The following is a 20,149-nucleotide window of genomic DNA, read 5'->3' as shown; positions in this document are numbered from 1 at the left end:
TAAAGTAACTAAAAAATTTTAATTTAAAAGACTAATGACTTTCTCGTAAACTTTCCGAACTTTGCTACATCAAAAGAAAATAGGAATGGAACACCAGTAGCATTTTGGCGAAAGCCAAATACTAGTGAGAAAGTTTAACCAATCATTCAACAATAACAAAATACACATGAAAATAAATCCAAAAAACGGAATTGATCAGCTCATTTTCGGAATGAAGCAAAATGATGTAACAGCAATTTACGGCAAGCCAGATCGCAATTATAAAGATGAAGATGACAACGTTATTTTTGCCTACAATAAACTCAAAATGAGATTGACGTTTTATATAGAGGAGGATTTTAAATTGGGTTACATAGTGGCTTCAAGTTTAGATTTAGCCCTTTTTGGTCATAAAATACTGAACAGAAAAATTAGTGACGTCAAAAAAGATTTGGTTGCTAAAGGGATAACAAAGTTTACACAAGAAGAGTTTGATACGTTTGAAAATTATTTCAATGAGGAAAACTGGATTATATTCCAAACCGAATTTGATGAAGTGGTCAAAGTGGAGATTGGTGCTATTATCAATCAAAAAGACGAATTTGACTGGAAATTTAAAGCTAAGAAATAGTTTTTATTCAACGCAGAAAGAGCCGAAAGTATGGAAACTTTCGGCTCTTTTTTTATATTGATTCTCTCTTTTATTATTGTTTTGGAGCTGGTTGTTTTTCAAACATTTCCAGTTCAAAAATAAGATTTGTATTAGGCGGAATTACCTCGCCAGCGCCGCTTGATCCATAAGCTAAGGATGCTGGGATAAAAGCCAGTAGTTTATCGCCGTAAGACATCAACGCTAATGATTCCATAAATCCTGCAATCATTCCATCTTTCTTGCCTGCTTCAAAGGGGAAAGCTTGGTAGCCGTTTTGAGCAGCACGATTTGCATCAAACTTTCCATATTCTTTAGCTACATTTTCATAACTGCTATCAAACAAAGTTCCATCTTCAAAGTAGCCTGCATAATGAAAATAAAAAGTGCTCTTGTCAGCCGGTTTCACTCCAGTGCCATTTTGAATAATTTTATATACTAATCCTGATGGCGATGTTGTTGCAGTAGCTTTTGCAGTAGCAAAATAAGCTGCTTTTGCCGCTACAACGGAACCGTATTTTTCTAAATAACTTTTCTTAGCTTCTGCTTGAAGTGCCGCCTGCTTTGCGTTATTTTCGGCGTTGGCCAATTCTTGCTTTTTCTTATTTTCGGCGTTAATTAAGTCTTGCTTTTTTTGATCTTCTGATTTGTTATTGAAATAATCAGAAAACACTTTAGGAGCGTCAAATTTTTGTGCCAATGCGCCTTTTCTAACAATTGTAACCTTTGTAATCACATCATTTTGAGTAATAGCGTTTACCACGTTCATCCCCACTGTTACCTTACCAAAAACGGTGTGCTTTCCATCTAACCACGGAGTTTCTTTGTGGGTGATAAAAAATTGACTTCCGTTAGTTGTAGGTCCTGAATTAGCCATTGACAAAATCCCTGGCTTGTTGTGTTTCAAATCAGTAAATTCATCTTTGAACGCATATCCTGGCCCGCCAGAACCGTTTCCAGATGGATCACCACCTTGTATCATAAAATCTTGAATCACACGGTGAAATTTCAAACCATCGTAAAAAGGTTTTCCTTTTAATTTTTGGTCACTTACAAATGAATTTGTCCCTTCGGCGAGTGCGATAAAGTTAGCGACAGTTACCGGCGTTTTTTTATATTCCAATTCAATTGTAATATCACCTTTATTAGTAGCAACGGTAGCAAAAATACCTTCGATAACCGCAGGCGTTTTTACAACGGGCTTTGTCGATTTTAAAACGGCAGTTTTTGAGGCTGTGGTAGTTGGTTTTTTTACCGCAGTTTTTACTGTTGTAGTCGGTTTTTTAACAGGAACAGATTTTTTAACGGTTTGTGAATGGACGTTTACCATTCCCAGAAACAATAAAAACAGAATTTTGAATTTCATTTTCTAAATAATTTAGGGTCTAACTTTATAGTATTATTGTGGCATTTTTTCTAACAACTCGATTTCAAAGATAATATTAGCATTTGGCGGAATCACACCTCCAGCTCCAGCCGCGCCGTAACCTAAGCGTGACGGAATAAAAATCACCGCTTTGTCACCAAAAGATAATTGCTCTAAGCCTTCAATAAAACCAGGAATCATGCCATCTTTTTTACCAGCTTGAAAAGGAATAGGTTGGTAACCGTTTTGCGCAGCTCTATTTTCGTCGTATTTTCCAAAAGTTTTAGCAACGCTTTCTACACTTGCGTCAAATAATTCTCCGTCTTCCAGAAATCCAGCGTAATGAATAAAAACATTAGCGCCTTTAGCAGGTTTTTTGCCACCACTTTTCTTGATGATGACATATTCTAAACCTGTTTTTGTTCTGGTTGATTTTGCTTTGAGATCCGTGAAATAAGCAACTTTTTCATCTCGAACTGTTTTGTACTTTTCGTTGTAAACCTTTTTGTTTTCAACGTCAAGAGCAGCTCTTTGAGTTTGTGCTTTAGCTTCTACTGAGAAATAATCGTTGAATATTTTGACTGCGTTGAATTTTTTTGCAGCTCCACCGTTTCTAATAATCGTTACTTTTTTTACAAAATCTTCTTGCTCAATTTTATTGACAACATCCATTCCGTTTTCAACTACGTGACCAAAAATGGTGTGTTTGTCTTGCAGCCAAGGTGTCGCTAGATGTGTGATAAAAAATTGACTGCTATTTGTTGCTGCTCCATTATTGGCCATAGCCAAAACTCCAGCATTGTCAAAACGCAAATCAGAAAATTCGTCTTTAAATTTATAACCAGTATCTCCAGAGCCAGTCCCAAGCGGATCTCCCGTTTGAATCATGAAATCTTTAATGACTCTGTGAAATTTTAAACCATCAAAGAAAGGTTTGTTTTTTAAATTTTCATTGGTAACAAAATCGTTTTTTCCTTCGGCTAGTGTTACAAAATTTGCAACGGTAATAGGTGCTTTTTCAAAATCTAATTGTAAGATGATGTCTCCTTTATTAGTTTCAATTTTAGTGTACAAACCGTCTGGTAGGTTGCTGTGTTCCTCTTTACAAGAATAAAACGAAGCGAATACAACGAGTAGGAGTAGGATCTTTTTTTTCATTTTTAAGTTTAATTAGTTATTTTAAGGTGTCATTAGGTTGATTTGCGGCAGGTGTTTCAGGTTGCACGATTGGTTTCTCGATAACGGCTTTTATTTTTGCTTGGATTTCTTTTTTATAAACCACTTCCGACTTAAAATCACGTAAAGTAACGATGCAAATTATGGGTTGGTTCATGCCAATTTTTTTTTCATCACCGCGATAACCATAACCCATATTAGACGGAAATATAAAATTCACCTTTTCGCCCTTGCGCATCAGTTTAATTCCGTCACGCAAACCCATCATGATATTTTGCTTGTCCACATAATAAATTTGCGGTCTCAACTCTAGTTCTGAGTAGATTATTGCTCCTTTCAGATCCGTAATTTCGTAATCAAAAAAAGCAACATCTCCTTTTTTTGGAGTCAGTGAGTCTAATTTATTTTGAATTTGATACGAGTACCAATATCCTTTTGTAGAAGCCGTATATTGAATATTAGGGTTGCTTTTTATTAAATTTTTGATTTGGGTTTCCTCATCAGCCACCAACTTTTTATTGCGAATGATTGATTTTTTCATAAAGCTTCCCGAGGATTGAGAAAGTGGTCTTCTAGCTTCCTGAGGCTGCTTACAGCTTGTGACTAGCACGAGTAAAAAGAAAATACTGGCAATCAAATTGGTGTTTTTCATACACTTAAATGCTTATTTTTGTGACTAAATCTTCAAATTTTTGGATGGTTTCCTGCAACGAAACTTCTGATTTTCCTCCAGCAGCATTCTGGTGTCCGCCGCCGTTAAAATGATTTCTTGCAAACTGATTGACATCAAATGCGCCTTGTGAACGAAACGAAATTTTGATGATTTTCTCTTCGGTATTTTCAATAAAAATAGCAGCAAAGTGAATTCCTTTTATGCTTAAACCATAATTTACAATGCCTTCTGTATCTCCTTTCACATAATCAAATGAATTGAGTTCTTCTTGACTAAGTGTGGTGTACGCCGTTTTATGTTGCATAATCACTTTCATGTTTTGAAGTGCTTGACCCAATATTTGCAAACGTCCAAAGCCGCTATTGTCAAAAAGTAAACCCGGAATCTCGGTATTTTCGACACCTAAATCAATAAGTTCAGCAACAATTCTATGCGTATTTCCAGTTGTTTTTGGAAAACGAAAAGATCCAGAATCAGTTAGAATACCTGTATAAATACAAGTTCCTATTGTTTTGTCAATATCTTGTTTCTTGCCAAGAAACGAGATGAAGTTATAAATCATCTCACAAGTCGAACCAAAAGCAGTATCCGAAAAAGTGATAGCAGCATAATCATCTGGTTTTTGATGATGATCGATCATGATAAATGGCGCTTTCAGTTTATCAAGAACGTGTTCCATTTCGCCTGTGCGATGCAAAGCATTAAAATCTAAAGTAAAAATAAGATCCGCTTCTTGAAGGATTTTGGTGCAATTTTGTTTGTCTTTCTCGAATATTTTTATGGTTTCTGAGCCGGGTAGCCAAGCTAAAAAATCTGGAAATTCATTAGGAGAAACAATAATAGGTTCGTGATTATTTTTTAGTAAAAAATGGTATAATGCTAACGTAGAACCCATGGCATCGCCGTCAGGACCTCGGTGTGGGATTATCGCAATCTTTTTTGGTGTTGCTAATAACAACTGTACCGCTTGAATATCTTGTATTTTCATAGGTTGCGAAATTACATTTTTTTATGCTAATGTTGAAATCATTAACACGATTTTGATACGTTATAGAAAGTCAGTTGGTTTTCGTTTCAATTTTTGGTACAAATAATATTTTGGCCCTTTTACAATTTGGTTAGTGTAAATACCCATTGATCCAGATGAAAAGTAAGCAATGGCGCAGCTTACGCCAATGAAAATGCCACTCTCAATCCCAAAAAGTTCCATTCCCATAATCGTGCAAGCAATAGGCGTATGAGTCGCGCCCGAAAAAACAGCGACAAATCCCATTCCGGCCAGAAGCGCAATGGGTAGCGGAACTATAAGCGATAAAGCACTTCCCAAGGTGGCTCCAACAAAGAATAAGGGTGTAACTTCTCCGCCTTTGAAACCAGCACCTAAAGTAAAGCCAGTAAATAATATTTTAAGGAGGAATTCATAAGGCGCATTGGGCACTGAAAAAGCGTCGACAATTTCAGGAATGCCTAATCCCGCATATTTTGAACTTCCGATGAAGTAGAAGGCTGTGGCCAAAATAATTCCGCCTACAAACGGACGAAGAGGCGGGTATGCAATTGTTGTCGAAAATAATTTTCCCCATAAATGCGTACTTCTGGAGAATAAAAGTGCTGCTAATCCAAATAATAAGCTAACAATTACAACCCAAAATAAGTTAATCAAACTGATCTCAGGAATTATGGGAATGGAATAATGCGTATGTTTTACCTGCCAAAATTCAACAGTAAAATAAGCAATATAAGCTGACAAAAATGACAATGGAACGCTCTTAAAACTGATTTTGCTAAAAATAACAAGCTCTAAAGCAAATAGTGCGCCCGCTAGCGGTGTTCCAAAAATGGAAGCGAAACCAGCGCTTATTCCTAAAATTAATATTGTTTTTCGCGCAGAGGAATCAAGCTTAAAAATGTGTGTAAACTGGTCAGCAATTGCTCCTCCCATTTGTACTGCGGTGCCTTCGCGTCCCGCAGATCCACCAAATAGATGGGTGATTAAGGTTCCAATAAGCACCAAAGGAGCCATTTTTAACGGAATTACTTTTTGAGGATTTTCGTATTCTTCCAGCAATAAATTATTGCCTTTTACTACTGATTTACCATAGTAGTGGTAAGATAATCCTATTAGCAAGCCACCTATTGGCAGCAGCCAAATAATCCAATTATTACTAAGTCTTATTTGCGTAATATATTCAAGTGCTACTAAAAAAACCGCAGAAGCTGATCCTGACAAAACACCTATCAATGCACAAATGAAAATCCATTGAAGTGCGGTGACTATTATTTTTTTTATGTTTTCTACATTCATTATTTAAAAGTATGCAATTGTTCCTGATACATCAATTATATTTCCTATTCGAACCGTGCGACAATACCCCATGTTATCCTCCCACGCTAAGACTGTCAATATGTTTTTTCTAATCAATTTTTATCTTTTAAATTGGTTTTAAAAATAAAGTTATTCCATTTAGACCTAATGCAATTTTTTAAGTGATTTCAACGAAATATTTTCCTTTGAGTCATCTATACTTACAAAGTATGCTGGGCAAGTTTCCGAGAGATTTATAAATTATGATGTGTTTAAATCTTAAATCCTATTTTTGTTAATAGTGAATTTTGGTAATCTAATATGTCAATTTAATTTTTGGTATATTTTTTGCAATTTAGAAAAAAAATTAGAAATAAAATTTCTGATTTTGCTTTAAATGTTGGTTTTTTGGCTGTTCAATGTCTTTTATTATTCCGATAGAAATGAAATAAAAGCGGGATTTAAAAGTTATAAATGAAAGTTAAATTACGATCAATAATAGAATTAAGAACGATTGGTTTTTTATTTTTAAAAAAGTTGAAGCATTGTTTAACATAAATATTATAAAATAAGCAATCGCAGGTGTTGGTTACAAACCCAAATTGCAAGACGCAAATTTTCTAAGACAAAAAAATATTATCTACAGATGAAAAGGATTTTAGTACTAATAATGTTATTTACCATTTCTATAAGCGGTTATGCTCAGAGCGAATTTAGCTCTAAGTTTAAAGCGATTCCGCCTAAAAGTAATGCACCAAAAATAAAAAAACCTATCCCGCCAAAGGCAAATATTCCGCCTATAAAAAATCCTAGTCCTTTTAAAAACCCAGAAATTTATAATCCAAATCCATCTCCTTCTAAATCAATTACTCCAGCTAGTAATTTCTCGATGATTCCAAAAAATGAGTTTATCAATCCTGGTGATGTTTTTAAAGATAAATGGAATAAAAAGGAGGATAATTCACAAGGAATTGTTTACAGACGAAATCAAAATTTAGGGAATTTCAATACTGGTTCCACCACCGCAAAGGTAATGTATCGCGATGCTGCTTATGTTGACGGCGACCAAATTAGGGTTTATTTGAACGATAAAATGATTCAAGCTCAAGTCAATCTAGACAGCAATTTTAAAGGTTTTGAAATTGTATTAGAGAAAGGATTTAATAAAATAGATTTTGAAGCCCTAAATCAAGGAACTTCCGGTCCTAATACCGCCGAATTTAAAGTTTATGATGACAAAGGAAGCTTAATATCAGCCAGTCAGTGGAATCTTGGAACAGGTTTTAAGGCGACGATTGTATTGGTGAAGGAATAAGTAAATTATAAAAACTTAATGGAAAAGGCTTTTGAATCACTTCAAAAGCCTTTTTTTATGTTACTAGTTTTTTCTTAGAAAGGATCTGCTGTCACCTGAAATTTCATGTTGCCTTTTACAACTATATCTTTGGTAACTGTTTCTTTTATTACCGCTTTTGTTCTTATTCTATAGCTGGGAGCTTTGATGTATTTATCTAATTTCTGAGAAGTACATAGAAGTTCTAGTGTATTTGTCGAGGAATTTATATCGTCTAAATAAGCCAATTCAATTTCGTCGTTGGCATCTGTGGAAATATATAAGCGAATTGATTTCAAAAAAGAAAATGTTTTATCACTAGGATCAGTGATCGTTAATTTGAGCTCTTTTAGTTTTACATCTTTTACTAACTCTGCTTTTGTGTTGTTGTTTTCAAACTCCGCACTAGAATTAGTAGTAACATCGGGCGTAATTACTTCCGTTGCAAGATTGAGCGGGAATCCGCTTGATATTTTAAACGAAGTTTGATTGTCAATAGTAAAGGTCAACAGCTTATCGATAACATTGCAGGAAAAAAGGAGTAAAGTAAAGCAGGTAATCACGGCTAAATTTTTTGTTTTCATTTTTGAATTTTTGTTATTATTTATGTTCGATTTTGATAGTCAATAGCAGAAAATCTTAGTCATTTTCGTTAGATTTACTAAAGTGGTTTTGCGATTTAGTGTTTCTCATTAACAATTGTAGCGTATTCAGAATCAAATGCTAAGCTGAGCATAAAATAACTGGAATATAAAAAGTGTTTGTTTATCGAACTGTATTATTCTTATTTTGTGCTCGCTGGCAAAAGTAGGGCTATTTAAAGTAATAATTTACCATTAAAAATAAATTGAAGATTTTCAAAATTCGATTTTCCAATTTGAAATATAAAAAGTATTTTTGCGCATGCAACACAACGTACTTATTTTAGACTTCGGATCGCAATATACACAGCTTATTGCTCGTAGAGTTCGCGAATTAAATATTTTCTGCGAAATTTTCCCTTACAATCATGTTCCAACTGATTTATCTTCTTACAAAGCGGTAATTCTTGGTGGAAGTCCATTTTCTGTGCGTGCTGATGATGCGCCACATCCTGATTTATCCCAAATAAGAGGAAAATTACCAATGCTTGCGGTATGTTATGGAGCGCAATATCTTGCGCAGTTCAGCGGCGGAAAAGTAGAAGCTTCAAATACTAGAGAATATGGTAGAGCAAATTTATCGTACATAAAGCAGCATGAAGTGTTTTTTGAAGGTGTTTCAGAGAATAGTCAAGTTTGGATGAGTCATAGTGACAGCGTTAAAGTATTGCCTACTAATGGCGTAAAACTAGCAAGCACGCATGATGTGGAATTTGCGGCCTATAAAATTGAAGGCGAAACAACTTATGCCATTCAATACCATCCTGAAGTTTTTCACTCCACGGATGGATCCAAAATGTTAGAAAACTTTTTAGTTAAAATAGCCGAAGTGCCTCAAAATTTTACACCAAAAGCTTTTGTTAGCGAAATGGTAGCAGAATTAAAAGAGAAATTGCAAGATGATAAAGTCGTTCTTGGACTTTCTGGAGGCGTTGATTCAACAGTGGCGGCAGTTTTATTACATCAAGCTATTCGAAAAAATCTTTACTGCATTTTCGTTAACAACGGTTTGCTTCGTAAAAACGAATTCCAAAACGTATTAGATCAATATAAAGGAATGGGTTTAAACGTAAAAGGCGTAGATGCCGGAGATCGTTTCTTATCCCAGTTAGCAGGAGTCAGTGATCCAGAAACCAAACGCAAAATCATAGGACGTGTATTTATTGAAGTTTTTGATGATGAATCGCATTTAATAGAAGATGTAAAGTGGTTAGCTCAAGGAACTATTTATCCTGATGTAATCGAGTCGGTTTCTGTAAAAGGGCCGTCGGCAACAATAAAATCACATCACAATGTAGGCGGTTTACCTGATTATATGAAATTAAAAATTGTGGAACCACTTCGAATGCTTTTTAAAGATGAAGTGCGTAGAGTAGGAGCATCACTAGGAATTGATCCTGAATTATTAGGAAGACATCCTTTTCCAGGTCCAGGATTATCAATTAGAATTCTAGGAGATATTACACCAGAAAAAGTACAAATTTTACAAGATGTAGATGCCGTTTTTATTGACGGATTGAAATCTTGGGGATTGTATGACAAAGTTTGGCAGGCTGGAGCAATACTTTTGCCTGTGAATAGTGTAGGAGTGATGGGCGATGAACGCACTTATGAGAAAGTTGTTGCACTTCGCGCAGTAGAATCTACTGATGGTATGACAGCTGACTGGGTTCATTTACCTTATGAATTCTTGATGAAAATTTCGAATGATATTATCAACAAAGTCAAAGGCGTAAATAGAGTGGTATATGACATTAGTTCTAAACCGCCAGCAACAATTGAGTGGGAATAATCAGCGAGATTTTATTTTGATAAAACAAGCTCTCTAAAAGTACATAGCAAAACAACGGTATCAGATTTTCGGAATAAGATTTGATACCGTTGTTTTGATTAACGATTTTAATAATTTATACACAAATAAAATGAAATATATCTTTGCCATTTGTATCACGGCTTTGTTAAATTTTGGTGTTTTTGCACAAAATAAAACAACTACGCACAAGGTTAGTAAAGGCGAGACAATCGCTGAGATTGCCAAAAAATATAACGTTACCACTACATCTATTTACCAACTAAATCCAGATGCACAAGCAGGTTTAAAACCTAATAGCGTTTTACTTATTCCTTCGGCTGCTGCCAAAAAAACTAATGTAAGTGCTGCCAAAGTGACTAATACAATTGTGACGCATGAAGTTTTACCAAAAGAAACTTTGTACGGTATCGAAAAAAAATATGGAATCACTGACGATGCTTTGAAACAAGCTAATCCGTTTCTTGAGCAAGACGGATTGCAAATAGGACAGACGCTAACAATTCCGTCGAATAAAATCAAAAAAATCACTTCGGACAAGCCAGAAAAAGCCGAAAAAGCAGTCTATCACTATGTGCTTCCAAAAGAGACAAAATACTCGATTGCGAAGCAGTACGGAATTTCGATCGAAGAATTAGAGCGTAAGAATCCTGAGGTTGTTACTAATTTGCCGGAAGGCTTTAAATTATTAGTAAAAGGGAAAGCAGTTCCCACAACAATAATTGCATCAGAAGCTAAAAAAGAAAGTACAGCTTCGACTTCTATAAAAATAGTGTTAACCACAAATTATACTGTAAAACCAAAAGAAACCCTTTACGGTTTATCTAAAATGACGGGTTTAACGCAAGCAGAATTAATTGCGCTGAATCCTTTTTTATCAGATGGCGTTGTTGAAGGTATGGTTTTGAAAGTTCCTGCGACACCAGCAACTACTGTGGAAAACAAAAAAGAGTATACGGATTTGACCAAAACAAATACTACAAATAAAAAGAAATTAGCGCTGCTTTTGCCTTTTAACATAGCTAAAATAGAGAGCGATACCGTGACTTCAACTGCGATGCGTCTAAAAAAGGATAAATTTCTCAATATGACTTTAGATTTTTATGCTGGAGCGCTTATGGCAATTGATTCTGCTAAAGTACTGGGTCTAAATATTGATGTTGCTATTTTTGATTCACAAGAAACTAAAAATTCATCGGCAATCGCATCTTTGATTAAAGAAAATAATTTACAAGATTCTGATGTTGTTATTGGGCCTTTTTATCAAAGTAATGTCGAGAAAACAGCCGAATTATTGACGCAAAACCAAGTGCCTGTTATTTCCCCTTTGTCAAAAGATCAAGGAGTTTCCTATGCTAATATTTTTCAATCTATTCCTTCTCCCGATGCTGTAAAAAATGCTGTTTTTACTTATATGCGTTCTAAAGGCGGAAATATGATTGCTGTGGTAGATAAAAAGAAGGGATCAGTTATAGAGTATATTCAGCAAAATCATAAGGATGTGAAGTTTTCTATGCTAACCGCAACTGGTGGCGTTTCTGCTGAAAATTTAAAAAGTCTTTTTGTAAAAGATAAAATAAATTATGTGGTAATGGAAACTGCAAATACAGCGATGATCAAAGCTACGATCGCCACAATGTTGAGTGCGATGGCAACCTATAAAGTTCAACTGGTGATTTTAGAGCCAAACGAAACTTTGGATACAGCTGAGGTAATCATGGAAAACCTAGCCAAATTGAACCTGATGTACCCATCTGTTGCGCGCGAAAATGAATCTGCTGAAGCTCAAATTTTTAAAAAAGAATTTAAAATTAAAAATAATGTGAGTCCAACTGATTTTGCAACACGAGGATTTGATGTCACTTTTGATACAATGATGCGTTTGTCGCAAGGTAAAAAGTATCAAGAAACGGTAGAAAATTCAGCCACGGAACAAGTGGATAACAAATTCGAGTTTTATAAAAAAATAGATGGAGGTTATGCTAATAAAGGAATCTACATTTTATATTACGACACTGATTTGACAGTTAAAGAAGCAAAATAGAAGTGTATTCAACGAAATTTTGAAAAGGTTTTATCACTTGATATCTATTTTTTTTCTCATTAACGACTAAGGCAAAAGAGCTCAAAATATATTATCAACTTAGTGCCTTTGCGCCTTAGTAGCAAATAATATTTTCATTATAAAGCTTAGCAAAAATTATAGAACTTAGTGTCTTTGAGCCTTCGTGCCAAATGAAATACTGATTATAAAGCTGAAAAGTAAAAAGTATAAAACTTAGTGTCTTTGCGCCTTTGTGGCAAATGAAATGCTAAATATAAAGCTGAAGCAAAAATTATAAAACTTAGTGTCTTAGCGCCTTTGTGGCAAATGAAATGTTCATTAGAAAGTTTAAATCAAAAATTATAAAAAACTTAGTGTCTTTGCGCCTTCGTGGCAAATGAAATGTTCATTATAAAGTTTAAATCAAAAATTATAAAACTTAGTGTCTTTCGCCTTCGTGCCAAATGAAATACTGATTATAAAGCTGAAAAGTAAAAACTATAAAACTTAGTGTCTTTGCGCCTTTGTGGCAAATGAAATGCTAAATATAAAGCTGAAGCAAAAAGTATAAAACTTAGTGTCTTTGCGCCTTCGTGGCAAATGAAATGTTCATTATAAAGTTTAAATCAAAAATTATAAAAAACTTAGTGTCTTTGCGCCTTAGTGGCAAATGAAAATTGAAGGTTAAAAGTAAAAATTGTAAAACTTAGTGTCTCAGCGCCTTCGTGGCAAATGAAATGTTCATTATAAAGTTTAAATCAAAAATTATAAAAAACTTAGTGTCTTTGCGCCTTCGTGGCAAATGAAAATTGAAGGTTAAAAGTAAAAATTGTAAAACTTAGTGTCTTAGCGCCTTTGTGGCAAATGAAATACTGATTATAAAGCTTAAAAGTAAAAAGTATAAAACTTAGTGTCTTACTTAAAATAAAACAGCAGCAATATTTGAAAACTACTTTGAATTTGTAAAACAAAACTATAAATAAAAGAATCTTATGACATCAAAAGTAACCTATTTAGGAGATTTGCGAACCTCTTCAACACACATACAATCGGGCACGATAATTCTTTCGGATGCGCCAGTAGACAACAATGGAAAAGGAGAAGCTTTCTCTCCAACAGATAGTATTGCTAATGCTTTGGCAACCTGTATGATGACTATAATGGGAATAAAGGCAAAAGATTTGGTAGTAGATTTAAAGTATTCTACCGCTGAGGTGCTTAAAATTATGAATTCTGAGCCACGGCGAATAGGTGCCATTGAAATTGTTTTCCAGTTGGAAGGAACTGATGATCAAAAAAATAAATCGATTTTAGAAAGAGCAGCAATGACTTGTCCTGTTTTCTTGAGTCTGCATCCAGAAATCGAGAAGCGAATAACGTTTAATTGGAAATAGAAGATAGATCAAAAATAGTATAGAGACATAATTTTTATATTCTGATTCAAAGTGATTTTCATAAAAAATAAATGATATATTTTACAAAAAATGAATAGCGCTGAGTTTTTGATCTCAAAAGTTTGATTTAAAGAGAATTTTAAGTAAACTTTTCTTGGGTTTAAAGCATTCAATGATATACTTACGGAATAGGTTTTAGAGTAAGTAAAAAACGATAAATAGTAGATATAAATATGAAAAAAACAGTTTTAGGTTTAGCTTTTTTAACCTTCTTTTCTTGTAGTTCTGTCAAAGAAATGCAAGTGTTTGTTCCCAAACCTACGCTTGTACAATTTCCAACGAATGTGAAGCGAATAGTCATCGTAGATAAAACGCAGGGAAATGCTTTAACAGCCATCGAAGGATTACTTTCGGGAGAGGTAATTGGAATTGATAAAATTCTTGTACAACAAGTCATTTCTGGACTTACAGATCCATTCTTGAAAAATTCCGATATTCAAATTACCAAACATCCGGATCGATTAAAAAGTGAAAACATGACCTCTACTGGATTTGGTGCAGTGATGCCATGGCTTCAAATAGAAAAAATCGCTACAGAACACAATGCTGATGCGTTGCTAGTTTTAGAATATTTCGATTCCGATTTTAGAATAAGAAATGCAACAAGCCCAAATAATGTTGGAGCGATATTGTTTCAAGGTTTTGCAAAAGCAAAAGTAGGAGTACGAATATATCTTCCAAAAACACAAAATCTTTTTTACGAAAATAGTTTTTCTAACTCAAATGATTTTGGAGAAGTGGCTGCTAGTCCAGGAATGTTAGCAGGCAAAGTGCTTACAGGAACAAATGCAATGAAATCTGTAAGTTATAACCTTGGTGATTATATTGGTAAACGTTTTGTGAGTTACAGAACTTGGGAAGATAGAGTGATTATGAAAGGCAAAACCGATACTACCAAAAGAGCTGAACGCTTGATCCTTGCCCAGGATTATACGGGTGCAATTGCTACGCTAGAAAGTACATTTAAAACAGAACAAGACGCTACCAATAGAGCTAATATTGCACACAATTTAGGATATTGTTATGAAGTTGAGGGCGATTTAGCTTTATCAAAAAAATGGCTAACCGAGTCATTTACGTCATCAGGAAATAAAAAAACCCAAAACTACCTTGATATCATCAACAGAAGAATTGTCGATAAAAAAATATTGGAAAGTCAAAACGCTCAATAAACTGAGCGTTTGTTTTTGATTAATTCTCTGATCGTCAAATATTAAATTAAAGTTTTGCTTTTCAACCCCGTTATAAAGCAAAACTTTAATTTTTATCCTATTGTTTGGAATTATAATTATAGAATTAAAATAAATAATTGCACCAATAATTTAAATGTTGATAAATAGACCTCGAACCTCGTACTTCGAACCTCGAACCTCGAACCTCGAACCTCGAACCTCGAACCTCGTACCTCAAACCTCGTACCTCGAACCTCGAACCTCGTACCTCGAACCTCGAACCTCAAACCTCGTACCTCGAACCTCGTACCACGAACCTCGTACCACGAACCTCGAATCTCGTACCTCGTACCTCGTACTTCGAACCTCAAACCTCAAACCTCAAACCTCGAACCTCGAACCTCGTACCTCGTACCTCGAATCTCGAACCTCGAACCTCGTACCTCGAACCTCGTACCTCGTACCTCGAACCTCAAACCTCGTACCTCGCACCTCGAATCTCGTACCTCGAACCTAGTACTTCGAACCTCAAACCTCAAACCTCAAACCTCGTACCTCGTGCCTCAAACCTCGTACCTCGTACCTCGAACCTCAAACCTTTTTCCCAATATGGATCAAAATCAAAAACAACTCATCAAACTTGCTCATACTAAAATGCCTTTTGGTAAATACGAAGGTTGGTTTCTAATTGATATTCCAGAGTATTATATTGTTTGGTATAGCAATAAAGGCTTCCCAAAAGGAGAATTAGGAGAGCAATTGAAACTAATTTATGAATTAAAACTCAATGGTCTAGAAGAGTTAATTCGGAATATAAAAAAGCAATATCCAAAAGCACTTTAAACAGTTATACCAAATAGTCTTTAAAATTACTGTCAAGTTTTTGTCAAATCGAGCGCAGTCGAGATTACGATCGACTTATAAACAACGTTTTGTGCGTCATTACAATCATGATGAGCTGCACAACCTGACAAATTTTAATTCTTTTTAACAGTATATTCAAAACATAAATGGCATTATTTAGAGAATAACACAGATTAGAAGATTCTGAATTTTCTAATTATCTAATTGACAAATTTTCTAATTTGGTTATCGCTTTATTTTCTCATTAGCTAATTGACAAATTCTCTAATTTAATTTGTACTTTTGCCACGTTTTTTACACAACTACAACACATATAATATTAGAATGAATCAAACCAAATATATTTTTGTTACTGGCGGTGTGACTTCTTCCTTAGGGAAAGGAATCATTGCAGCTTCACTGGCAAAATTGTTGCAAGCAAGAGGATATCGTACTACTATCCAAAAGTTTGACCCGTACATTAACGTTGATCCTGGGACATTAAATCCTTATGAACATGGCGAATGTTACGTGACTGATGATGGAGCTGAAACGGATTTAGATTTAGGACATTATGAGCGTTTTCTTAATGTTCCTACCTCTCAAGCCAATAATGTTACAACAGGACGAATATATCTTTCGGTTATTGAAAAAGAACGAAGAGGAGAATTTCTTGGAAAAACGGTGCAAGTTGTGCCTCATATTACCAATGAAATTAAAGATAGAATGCAATTGCTTGGGAATTCTGGTGATTATGATATTGTAATTACCGAAATTGGTGGAACAGTTGGAGATATTGAATCGTTGCCTTACATTGAATCTGTTAGACAGTTAGTTTGGGATTTAGGTGAAAATAATGCGATTGTAATTCATTTAACTCTTGTTCCTTATTTAGCTGCTGCTGGAGAATTAAAAACTAAACCAACACAGCATTCGGTAAAAACATTGATGGAAAGCGGAATAAAAGCTGATATTTTAGTTTGTAGAACAGAACACGAAATTTCAGAAGAGTTACGCCTCAAATTAGCTTTATTTTGTAATGTAAAAAGAGAGGCCGTTATTCAATCTATTGACGCTTCAACAATTTACGAAGTGCCCAATTTAATGCTCGAAGAAGGTCTTGACGTTGTGGCGTTGAAAAAGTTAGATTTGCCTAAAAAAGCAGCTCCAGATTTAAAAAATTGGAATATCTTTTTAAAGCGACTGAAAAACCCAAAACATACTGTAAATATTGGTTTGATTGGGAAATATGTAGAAATGCAAGACTGCTATAAGTCTATATTGGAGGCATTTATTCATGCAGGTGCTGCCAATGAAACTAAAGTAAATGTTATTTCAATACATTCTGAACATATTGATTCAAATAACATTGCAGAAAAATTTTCTGATTTAGACGGAATCCTCGTGGCACCAGGTTTTGGAGAAAGAGGAATAGAGGGCAAAATTGCAGCGGTGCAATATGCTCGAGAGAATAGAATTCCGTTTTTTGGGATTTGTTTGGGTATGCAAATGGCGATCATCGAATATTCAAGAAATGTTCTTGGTTTTGCCGATGCTAATTCGACAGAAATGAACGAACATACTGCTCATCCAGTGGTCAATTTGATGGAAGAGCAAAAAACAATTACTGATAAAGGCGGTACGATGCGCCTTGGAGCTTGGAAATGTGATCTAAAACCAGATTCATTAGCTTTTAAAATTTATGGTAAGGAGACAATTTCAGAGCGTCACCGTCATCGTTACGAATACAACAGCAATTACGTTGCACAGTTGCAAAATGCTGGATTAATTGCATCGGGCGTAAATCCGGACACCGGTTTGGTTGAAATTATAGAAATAAAAGATCATCCGTTTTACATTGGGGTTCAGTACCATCCAGAATATAAAAGTACGGTTGCAAATCCACATCCTATTTTTGTGAATTTTGTGGCAGCGGCAGTTCAGGCAAAAAAAAATAACTAGAAACATTTTAGTTTCAGCAGACTTTAAATTTAAAACTTTTTTTAATTACAATGGAACAAAAAAAATTTGACCTCAATTCGATTATAGGTTTTGCATTAATTTTCATTATTTTGATCTTTATAATGTATCGAAACCAGCCGGATCCGGAAGTGGTCGCTGCTGAAAAAGCAGAAAAGGAATTGGTTGTAAAAGCCGCTAAAGCTAAAGAGTCACAGGATAAAACAGTTGCTAAAGCTACTATTGCAGTGGCTGCAACTGGAGATTCTACGCAGTTAGCTCAACTGCAAAAAAGCCTTGGAAACTTTGCTTATTCAGCGACACTTCCTTCTGCAAAAGCAGGGGTTACCACAATTGAAAATGAAAAGGTCAAACTGACTATTGCCAATAAAGGAGGATATATTATTGAGGCTACACTTAAAGAATTTGAGAAATTCAAGAAAGGTTCTGGTCAATTAGTTCAATTAATTAAGGATAATAACGCCAATTTAAATATTCAGTTACTCACTAGCGATAATCGTACTTTAAATTCTAAAGACTTGTATTTTGAACCAACATTGACAAAAATGGGTGCAGATCAGGTTTTGTCTATGAAATTGAAAGCGGGAGCTAACGAATTCTTGGAATACAAATACATATTGAAGCCAAACGAATACATGGTTGATTTCGATATTCGTTCGCAGGGATTAAATAAAGTTTTGAATACCGCTAAACCTTTGGACTTAGAATGGGACTTAAAAGCAATTAGAAATGATAAAAGTGTTTCTTACGAAAATCGATATACTGAAATTTACTTTGAGCATGAAGATGGGAAGGTAGATTATTCAGGAATGGGACAAAGCGAAGAGTCGGATCTTGAGAAAGCTACATTTGTTGCTTTTAAACAACATTTTTTCTCAACTATTTTATTGACAAAAACGCCGTTTGAAACTGCTAAGCTAAAGTCAGAGAATTTAGTAGTTGATGATAAAGTGGACACTTTATTTACTAAACAGTTTAAAGCAAATATACCTTTAGCATTTACTAATGGGGAATTAGATCATAAAATGAGTTGGTATTTTGGACCAACTGATTACCAAACACTCACTAATTATGACAAAAATATTGAAAAAATTATTTCGTTAGGTTGGGGAATTTTTGGGTGGATTAATAGGTTTATTTTTATTCCATTGTTTGGATTCTTGAGCTCTTATATTTCTTACGGAATTGCAATAATTGTTTTTACGATTTTAATAAAAATTGCAATGTCGCCTATTACTTTTAAATCATTTTTGTCGCAAGCTAAAATGAAAGTATTGCGTCCAGAAATTGCTGAATTGGGAGAAAAGTTCAAAAAAGACCCAATGAAAAAACAACAGGAAACAATGAAGTTGTATAATAAAGCAGGAGTAAATCCTATGGCGGGGTGTATTCCGGCATTGATTCAGCTTCCTTTTATGTATGCTTCATTTCAGTTTTTTCCATCAGCATTTGAGTTGAGACAAAAAAGCTTCCTTTGGGCAGACGATTTATCTTCATTTGATGAAATAATCAGGTTGCCTTTCTATATTCCATTTTACGGAAATCATATCAGTTTGTTTCCAATACTTGCTTCGATTGCAATTTTCTTTTACATGAAGATGACATCTGGTGATCAGCAAATGATGGCTCCACAGCAAGAAGGTATGCCCGATATGGCTAAGATTATGAAAATTATGATTTATGCTTCGCCAATAATGATGTTGTTTTTCTTCAATACTTATGGCGCAGGATTGAGTTTGTATAACTTTATATCTAACTTAATTACCATTGGAATCATGGTCGTGATCAAAAAATACTTTATTGATAGCGATAAAATTCATGGTCAAATTCAAGAAAACAAGTTGAAAGAGCCAAAAAAACAAGGTAAATTCCAACGCAAGCTGCAAGAAGTAATGGAACAAGCTGAGGCTCAAAAAGCTTTGGATAAAAAGAAAAAATAGTACGGTTGTAATAAATCGCTATTAAACCATAAAGGAAATCAAATGACTTAAACTTCATTTGATTTCCTTTTTTTTGTGTTACTGTTTTTGCTCGTGGTTTATTTCTGATTGAAGATGTGATTTGTTTTAACATATCACTTCAGTTTGTCACACTGGAAGCGTCTCAACACTCGAGAGCAAATAACATTGAATTGTGTTCTACTATAAAAGATCTGAAAAAAGGCTGTCTCAATCAACCAGTAAATTTACTAAAACCATTAAGAAAATAAAGAAACATTAAGTTCAGTTAAATCTTAAATTAACTTAACTCTCTTAATGGTTTAAAAAAACTATTTCATATTTATAGTATTAATAATATTTTTTAGCAAACACTCACACCACAATTTGTCACGCTGGAAGCGTCTCAAGGCTCGAGAGCAAATCACATTGAATTGTTTTCTACTATAAAAGATCTGAAAAAGGGCTGTCTCAATCAACCATTAAATTTACTAAAACCATTAAGAAAATAAAGAAACATTAAGTTCAGTTAAATCTTAAATTACCTTAACTCTCTTCATGGTTTAAAAAACCTGTTTCATATTTATGTTATTAATAATATTTTTTAGCGAACACTCACGCCACAATTTGTCACGCTGGAAGCGTCTCAAGCTCGAGAGCAAATCACATTGAATTATTTTTTATAAAAGAACTCATTGCTATCCGAAAGTTTTAAGAAAACCTTAAATATCAGTCGGCATTGCCTATATACAGGTTGTTTTTAAAAAATTATCCTGAAAATAAGTCA

At 34.4% G+C, this 20,149-nt stretch carries 15 protein-coding genes; 9 read left to right on the top strand and 6 right to left on the bottom strand.

Annotated elements, in window-relative coordinates; all coding sequences use genetic code 11:
* Positions 1-166: 166 nt before the first annotated feature.
* Positions 167-610: a hypothetical protein gene (locus BUB42_RS15495; protein WP_073022008.1), complete on the top strand. Its 444-nt coding sequence runs from the start codon at positions 167-169 to the stop codon at positions 608-610.
* A gap of 73 nt (positions 611-683) precedes the next feature.
* On the opposite strand, the gene BUB42_RS15490 is transcribed toward BUB42_RS15495, so the two are convergent.
* From BUB42_RS15490 to BUB42_RS15470, 5 genes are read right to left on the bottom strand one after another with little or no spacing between them, the layout of a single operon-like run.
* Entirely contained in the window at positions 684-1,994 is a 1,311-nt protein-coding gene (locus tag BUB42_RS15490) for a peptidylprolyl isomerase (RefSeq protein WP_073022006.1), read from the bottom strand.
* Positions 1,995-2,027: 33 nt separating this feature from the next.
* Positions 2,028-3,152: a peptidylprolyl isomerase gene (locus BUB42_RS15485; protein ID WP_073022004.1), complete on the bottom strand. Its 1,125-nt coding sequence runs from the start codon at positions 3,150-3,152 to the stop codon at positions 2,028-2,030.
* A 16-nt stretch (positions 3,153-3,168) separates the two neighbouring features.
* Entirely contained in the window at positions 3,169-3,822 is a 654-nt protein-coding gene (gene gldI, locus BUB42_RS15480) for a gliding motility-associated peptidyl-prolyl isomerase GldI (protein WP_073022002.1), read from the bottom strand.
* Positions 3,823-3,826: 4 nt separating this feature from the next.
* Entirely contained in the window at positions 3,827-4,831 is a 1,005-nt protein-coding gene (locus BUB42_RS15475; RefSeq protein WP_073022000.1) for a DHH family phosphoesterase, read from the bottom strand.
* A gap of 60 nt (positions 4,832-4,891) precedes the next feature.
* The gene (locus tag BUB42_RS15470) at positions 4,892-6,148 is read right to left on the bottom strand and encodes a voltage-gated chloride channel family protein (protein WP_073021998.1); all 1,257 of its coding nucleotides are present in this window, start codon (positions 6,146-6,148) and stop codon (positions 4,892-4,894) included.
* Positions 6,149-6,794: 646 nt separating this feature from the next.
* Here BUB42_RS15470 and BUB42_RS15465 point away from each other — a divergent pair.
* Positions 6,795-7,463, top strand: a complete 669-nt coding sequence (locus BUB42_RS15465; protein ID WP_073021997.1) for a hypothetical protein — start codon at positions 6,795-6,797, stop codon at positions 7,461-7,463.
* A 74-nt stretch (positions 7,464-7,537) separates the two neighbouring features.
* Here BUB42_RS15465 and BUB42_RS15460 read toward each other — a convergent pair whose 3' ends face one another.
* Positions 7,538-8,065, bottom strand: coding sequence for a hypothetical protein (locus tag BUB42_RS15460; protein WP_073021995.1), 528 nt, complete (start codon positions 8,063-8,065; stop codon positions 7,538-7,540).
* 319 nt (positions 8,066-8,384) lie between these two features.
* On the opposite strand from BUB42_RS15460, the gene guaA reads away from it, so the two are divergent.
* From guaA to yidC, 7 genes are all read left to right on the top strand, one after another.
* Positions 8,385-9,914, top strand: a complete 1,530-nt coding sequence (guaA, locus tag BUB42_RS15455; protein WP_073021993.1) for a glutamine-hydrolyzing GMP synthase — start codon at positions 8,385-8,387, stop codon at positions 9,912-9,914.
* A 130-nt stretch (positions 9,915-10,044) separates the two neighbouring features.
* Positions 10,045-11,976 (top strand): LysM peptidoglycan-binding domain-containing protein, encoded by a 1,932-nt coding sequence (locus BUB42_RS15450; protein WP_073021991.1) that lies wholly within the window; start codon positions 10,045-10,047, stop codon positions 11,974-11,976.
* Positions 11,977-12,968: 992 nt separating this feature from the next.
* Positions 12,969-13,370 carry an OsmC family protein gene (locus BUB42_RS15445; protein WP_073021989.1) on the top strand — a complete coding sequence of 134 codons (402 nt, stop codon included), beginning with the start codon at positions 12,969-12,971 and terminating at the stop codon, positions 13,368-13,370.
* A 233-nt stretch (positions 13,371-13,603) separates the two neighbouring features.
* Entirely contained in the window at positions 13,604-14,602 is a 999-nt protein-coding gene (locus BUB42_RS15440) for a DUF6340 family protein (protein WP_073021988.1), read from the top strand.
* A 609-nt stretch (positions 14,603-15,211) separates the two neighbouring features.
* Positions 15,212-15,445: a DUF3820 family protein gene (locus BUB42_RS15435; RefSeq protein ID WP_073021986.1), complete on the top strand. Its 234-nt coding sequence runs from the start codon at positions 15,212-15,214 to the stop codon at positions 15,443-15,445.
* Positions 15,446-15,790: 345 nt separating this feature from the next.
* Positions 15,791-17,407 (top strand): CTP synthase, encoded by a 1,617-nt coding sequence (locus BUB42_RS15430; RefSeq protein ID WP_073021984.1) that lies wholly within the window; start codon positions 15,791-15,793, stop codon positions 17,405-17,407.
* A gap of 50 nt (positions 17,408-17,457) precedes the next feature.
* Positions 17,458-19,365: a membrane protein insertase YidC gene (yidC, locus tag BUB42_RS15425; RefSeq protein ID WP_073021982.1), complete on the top strand. Its 1,908-nt coding sequence runs from the start codon at positions 17,458-17,460 to the stop codon at positions 19,363-19,365.
* The last annotated feature ends 784 nt before the right edge of the window (positions 19,366-20,149 follow it).

Source organism: Flavobacterium micromati, assembly GCF_900129585.1.
In the GTDB taxonomy this organism is placed as follows: domain Bacteria; phylum Bacteroidota; class Bacteroidia; order Flavobacteriales; family Flavobacteriaceae; genus Flavobacterium; species Flavobacterium micromati.
The sequence above is the reverse complement of the archived record's forward strand: the minus strand, read 5'-3'. Positions and strand labels throughout refer to the sequence as shown.

Bases quoted from the DNA above. Each gene is read 5' to 3' on its own strand.
- gldI (WP_073022002.1), bottom strand. From the start codon at position 3,822: ATGAAAAACACCAATTTGATTGCCAGTATTTTCTTTTTACTCGTGCTA.
- BUB42_RS15460 (WP_073021995.1), bottom strand. From the start codon at position 8,065: ATGAAAACAAAAAATTTAGCCGTGATTACCTGCTTTACTTTACTCCTT.
- BUB42_RS15485 (WP_073022004.1), bottom strand. From the start codon at position 3,152: ATGAAAAAAAAGATCCTACTCCTACTCGTTGTATTCGCTTCGTTTTAT.
- BUB42_RS15440 (WP_073021988.1), top strand. From the start codon at position 13,604: ATGAAAAAAACAGTTTTAGGTTTAGCTTTTTTAACCTTCTTTTCTTGT.
- BUB42_RS15465 (WP_073021997.1), top strand. From the start codon at position 6,795: ATGAAAAGGATTTTAGTACTAATAATGTTATTTACCATTTCTATAAGC.
- BUB42_RS15450 (WP_073021991.1), top strand. From the start codon at position 10,045: ATGAAATATATCTTTGCCATTTGTATCACGGCTTTGTTAAATTTTGGT.
- BUB42_RS15430 (WP_073021984.1), top strand. From the start codon at position 15,791: ATGAATCAAACCAAATATATTTTTGTTACTGGCGGTGTGACTTCTTCC.
- yidC (WP_073021982.1), top strand. From the start codon at position 17,458: ATGGAACAAAAAAAATTTGACCTCAATTCGATTATAGGTTTTGCATTA.
- BUB42_RS15490 (WP_073022006.1), bottom strand. From the start codon at position 1,994: ATGAAATTCAAAATTCTGTTTTTATTGTTTCTGGGAATGGTAAACGTC.
- BUB42_RS15495 (WP_073022008.1), top strand. From the start codon at position 167: ATGAAAATAAATCCAAAAAACGGAATTGATCAGCTCATTTTCGGAATG.
- BUB42_RS15470 (WP_073021998.1), bottom strand. From the start codon at position 6,148: ATGAATGTAGAAAACATAAAAAAAATAATAGTCACCGCACTTCAATGG.
- BUB42_RS15475 (WP_073022000.1), bottom strand. From the start codon at position 4,831: ATGAAAATACAAGATATTCAAGCGGTACAGTTGTTATTAGCAACACCA.
- BUB42_RS15445 (WP_073021989.1), top strand. From the start codon at position 12,969: ATGACATCAAAAGTAACCTATTTAGGAGATTTGCGAACCTCTTCAACA.
- BUB42_RS15435 (WP_073021986.1), top strand. From the start codon at position 15,212: ATGGATCAAAATCAAAAACAACTCATCAAACTTGCTCATACTAAAATG.
- guaA (WP_073021993.1), top strand. From the start codon at position 8,385: ATGCAACACAACGTACTTATTTTAGACTTCGGATCGCAATATACACAG.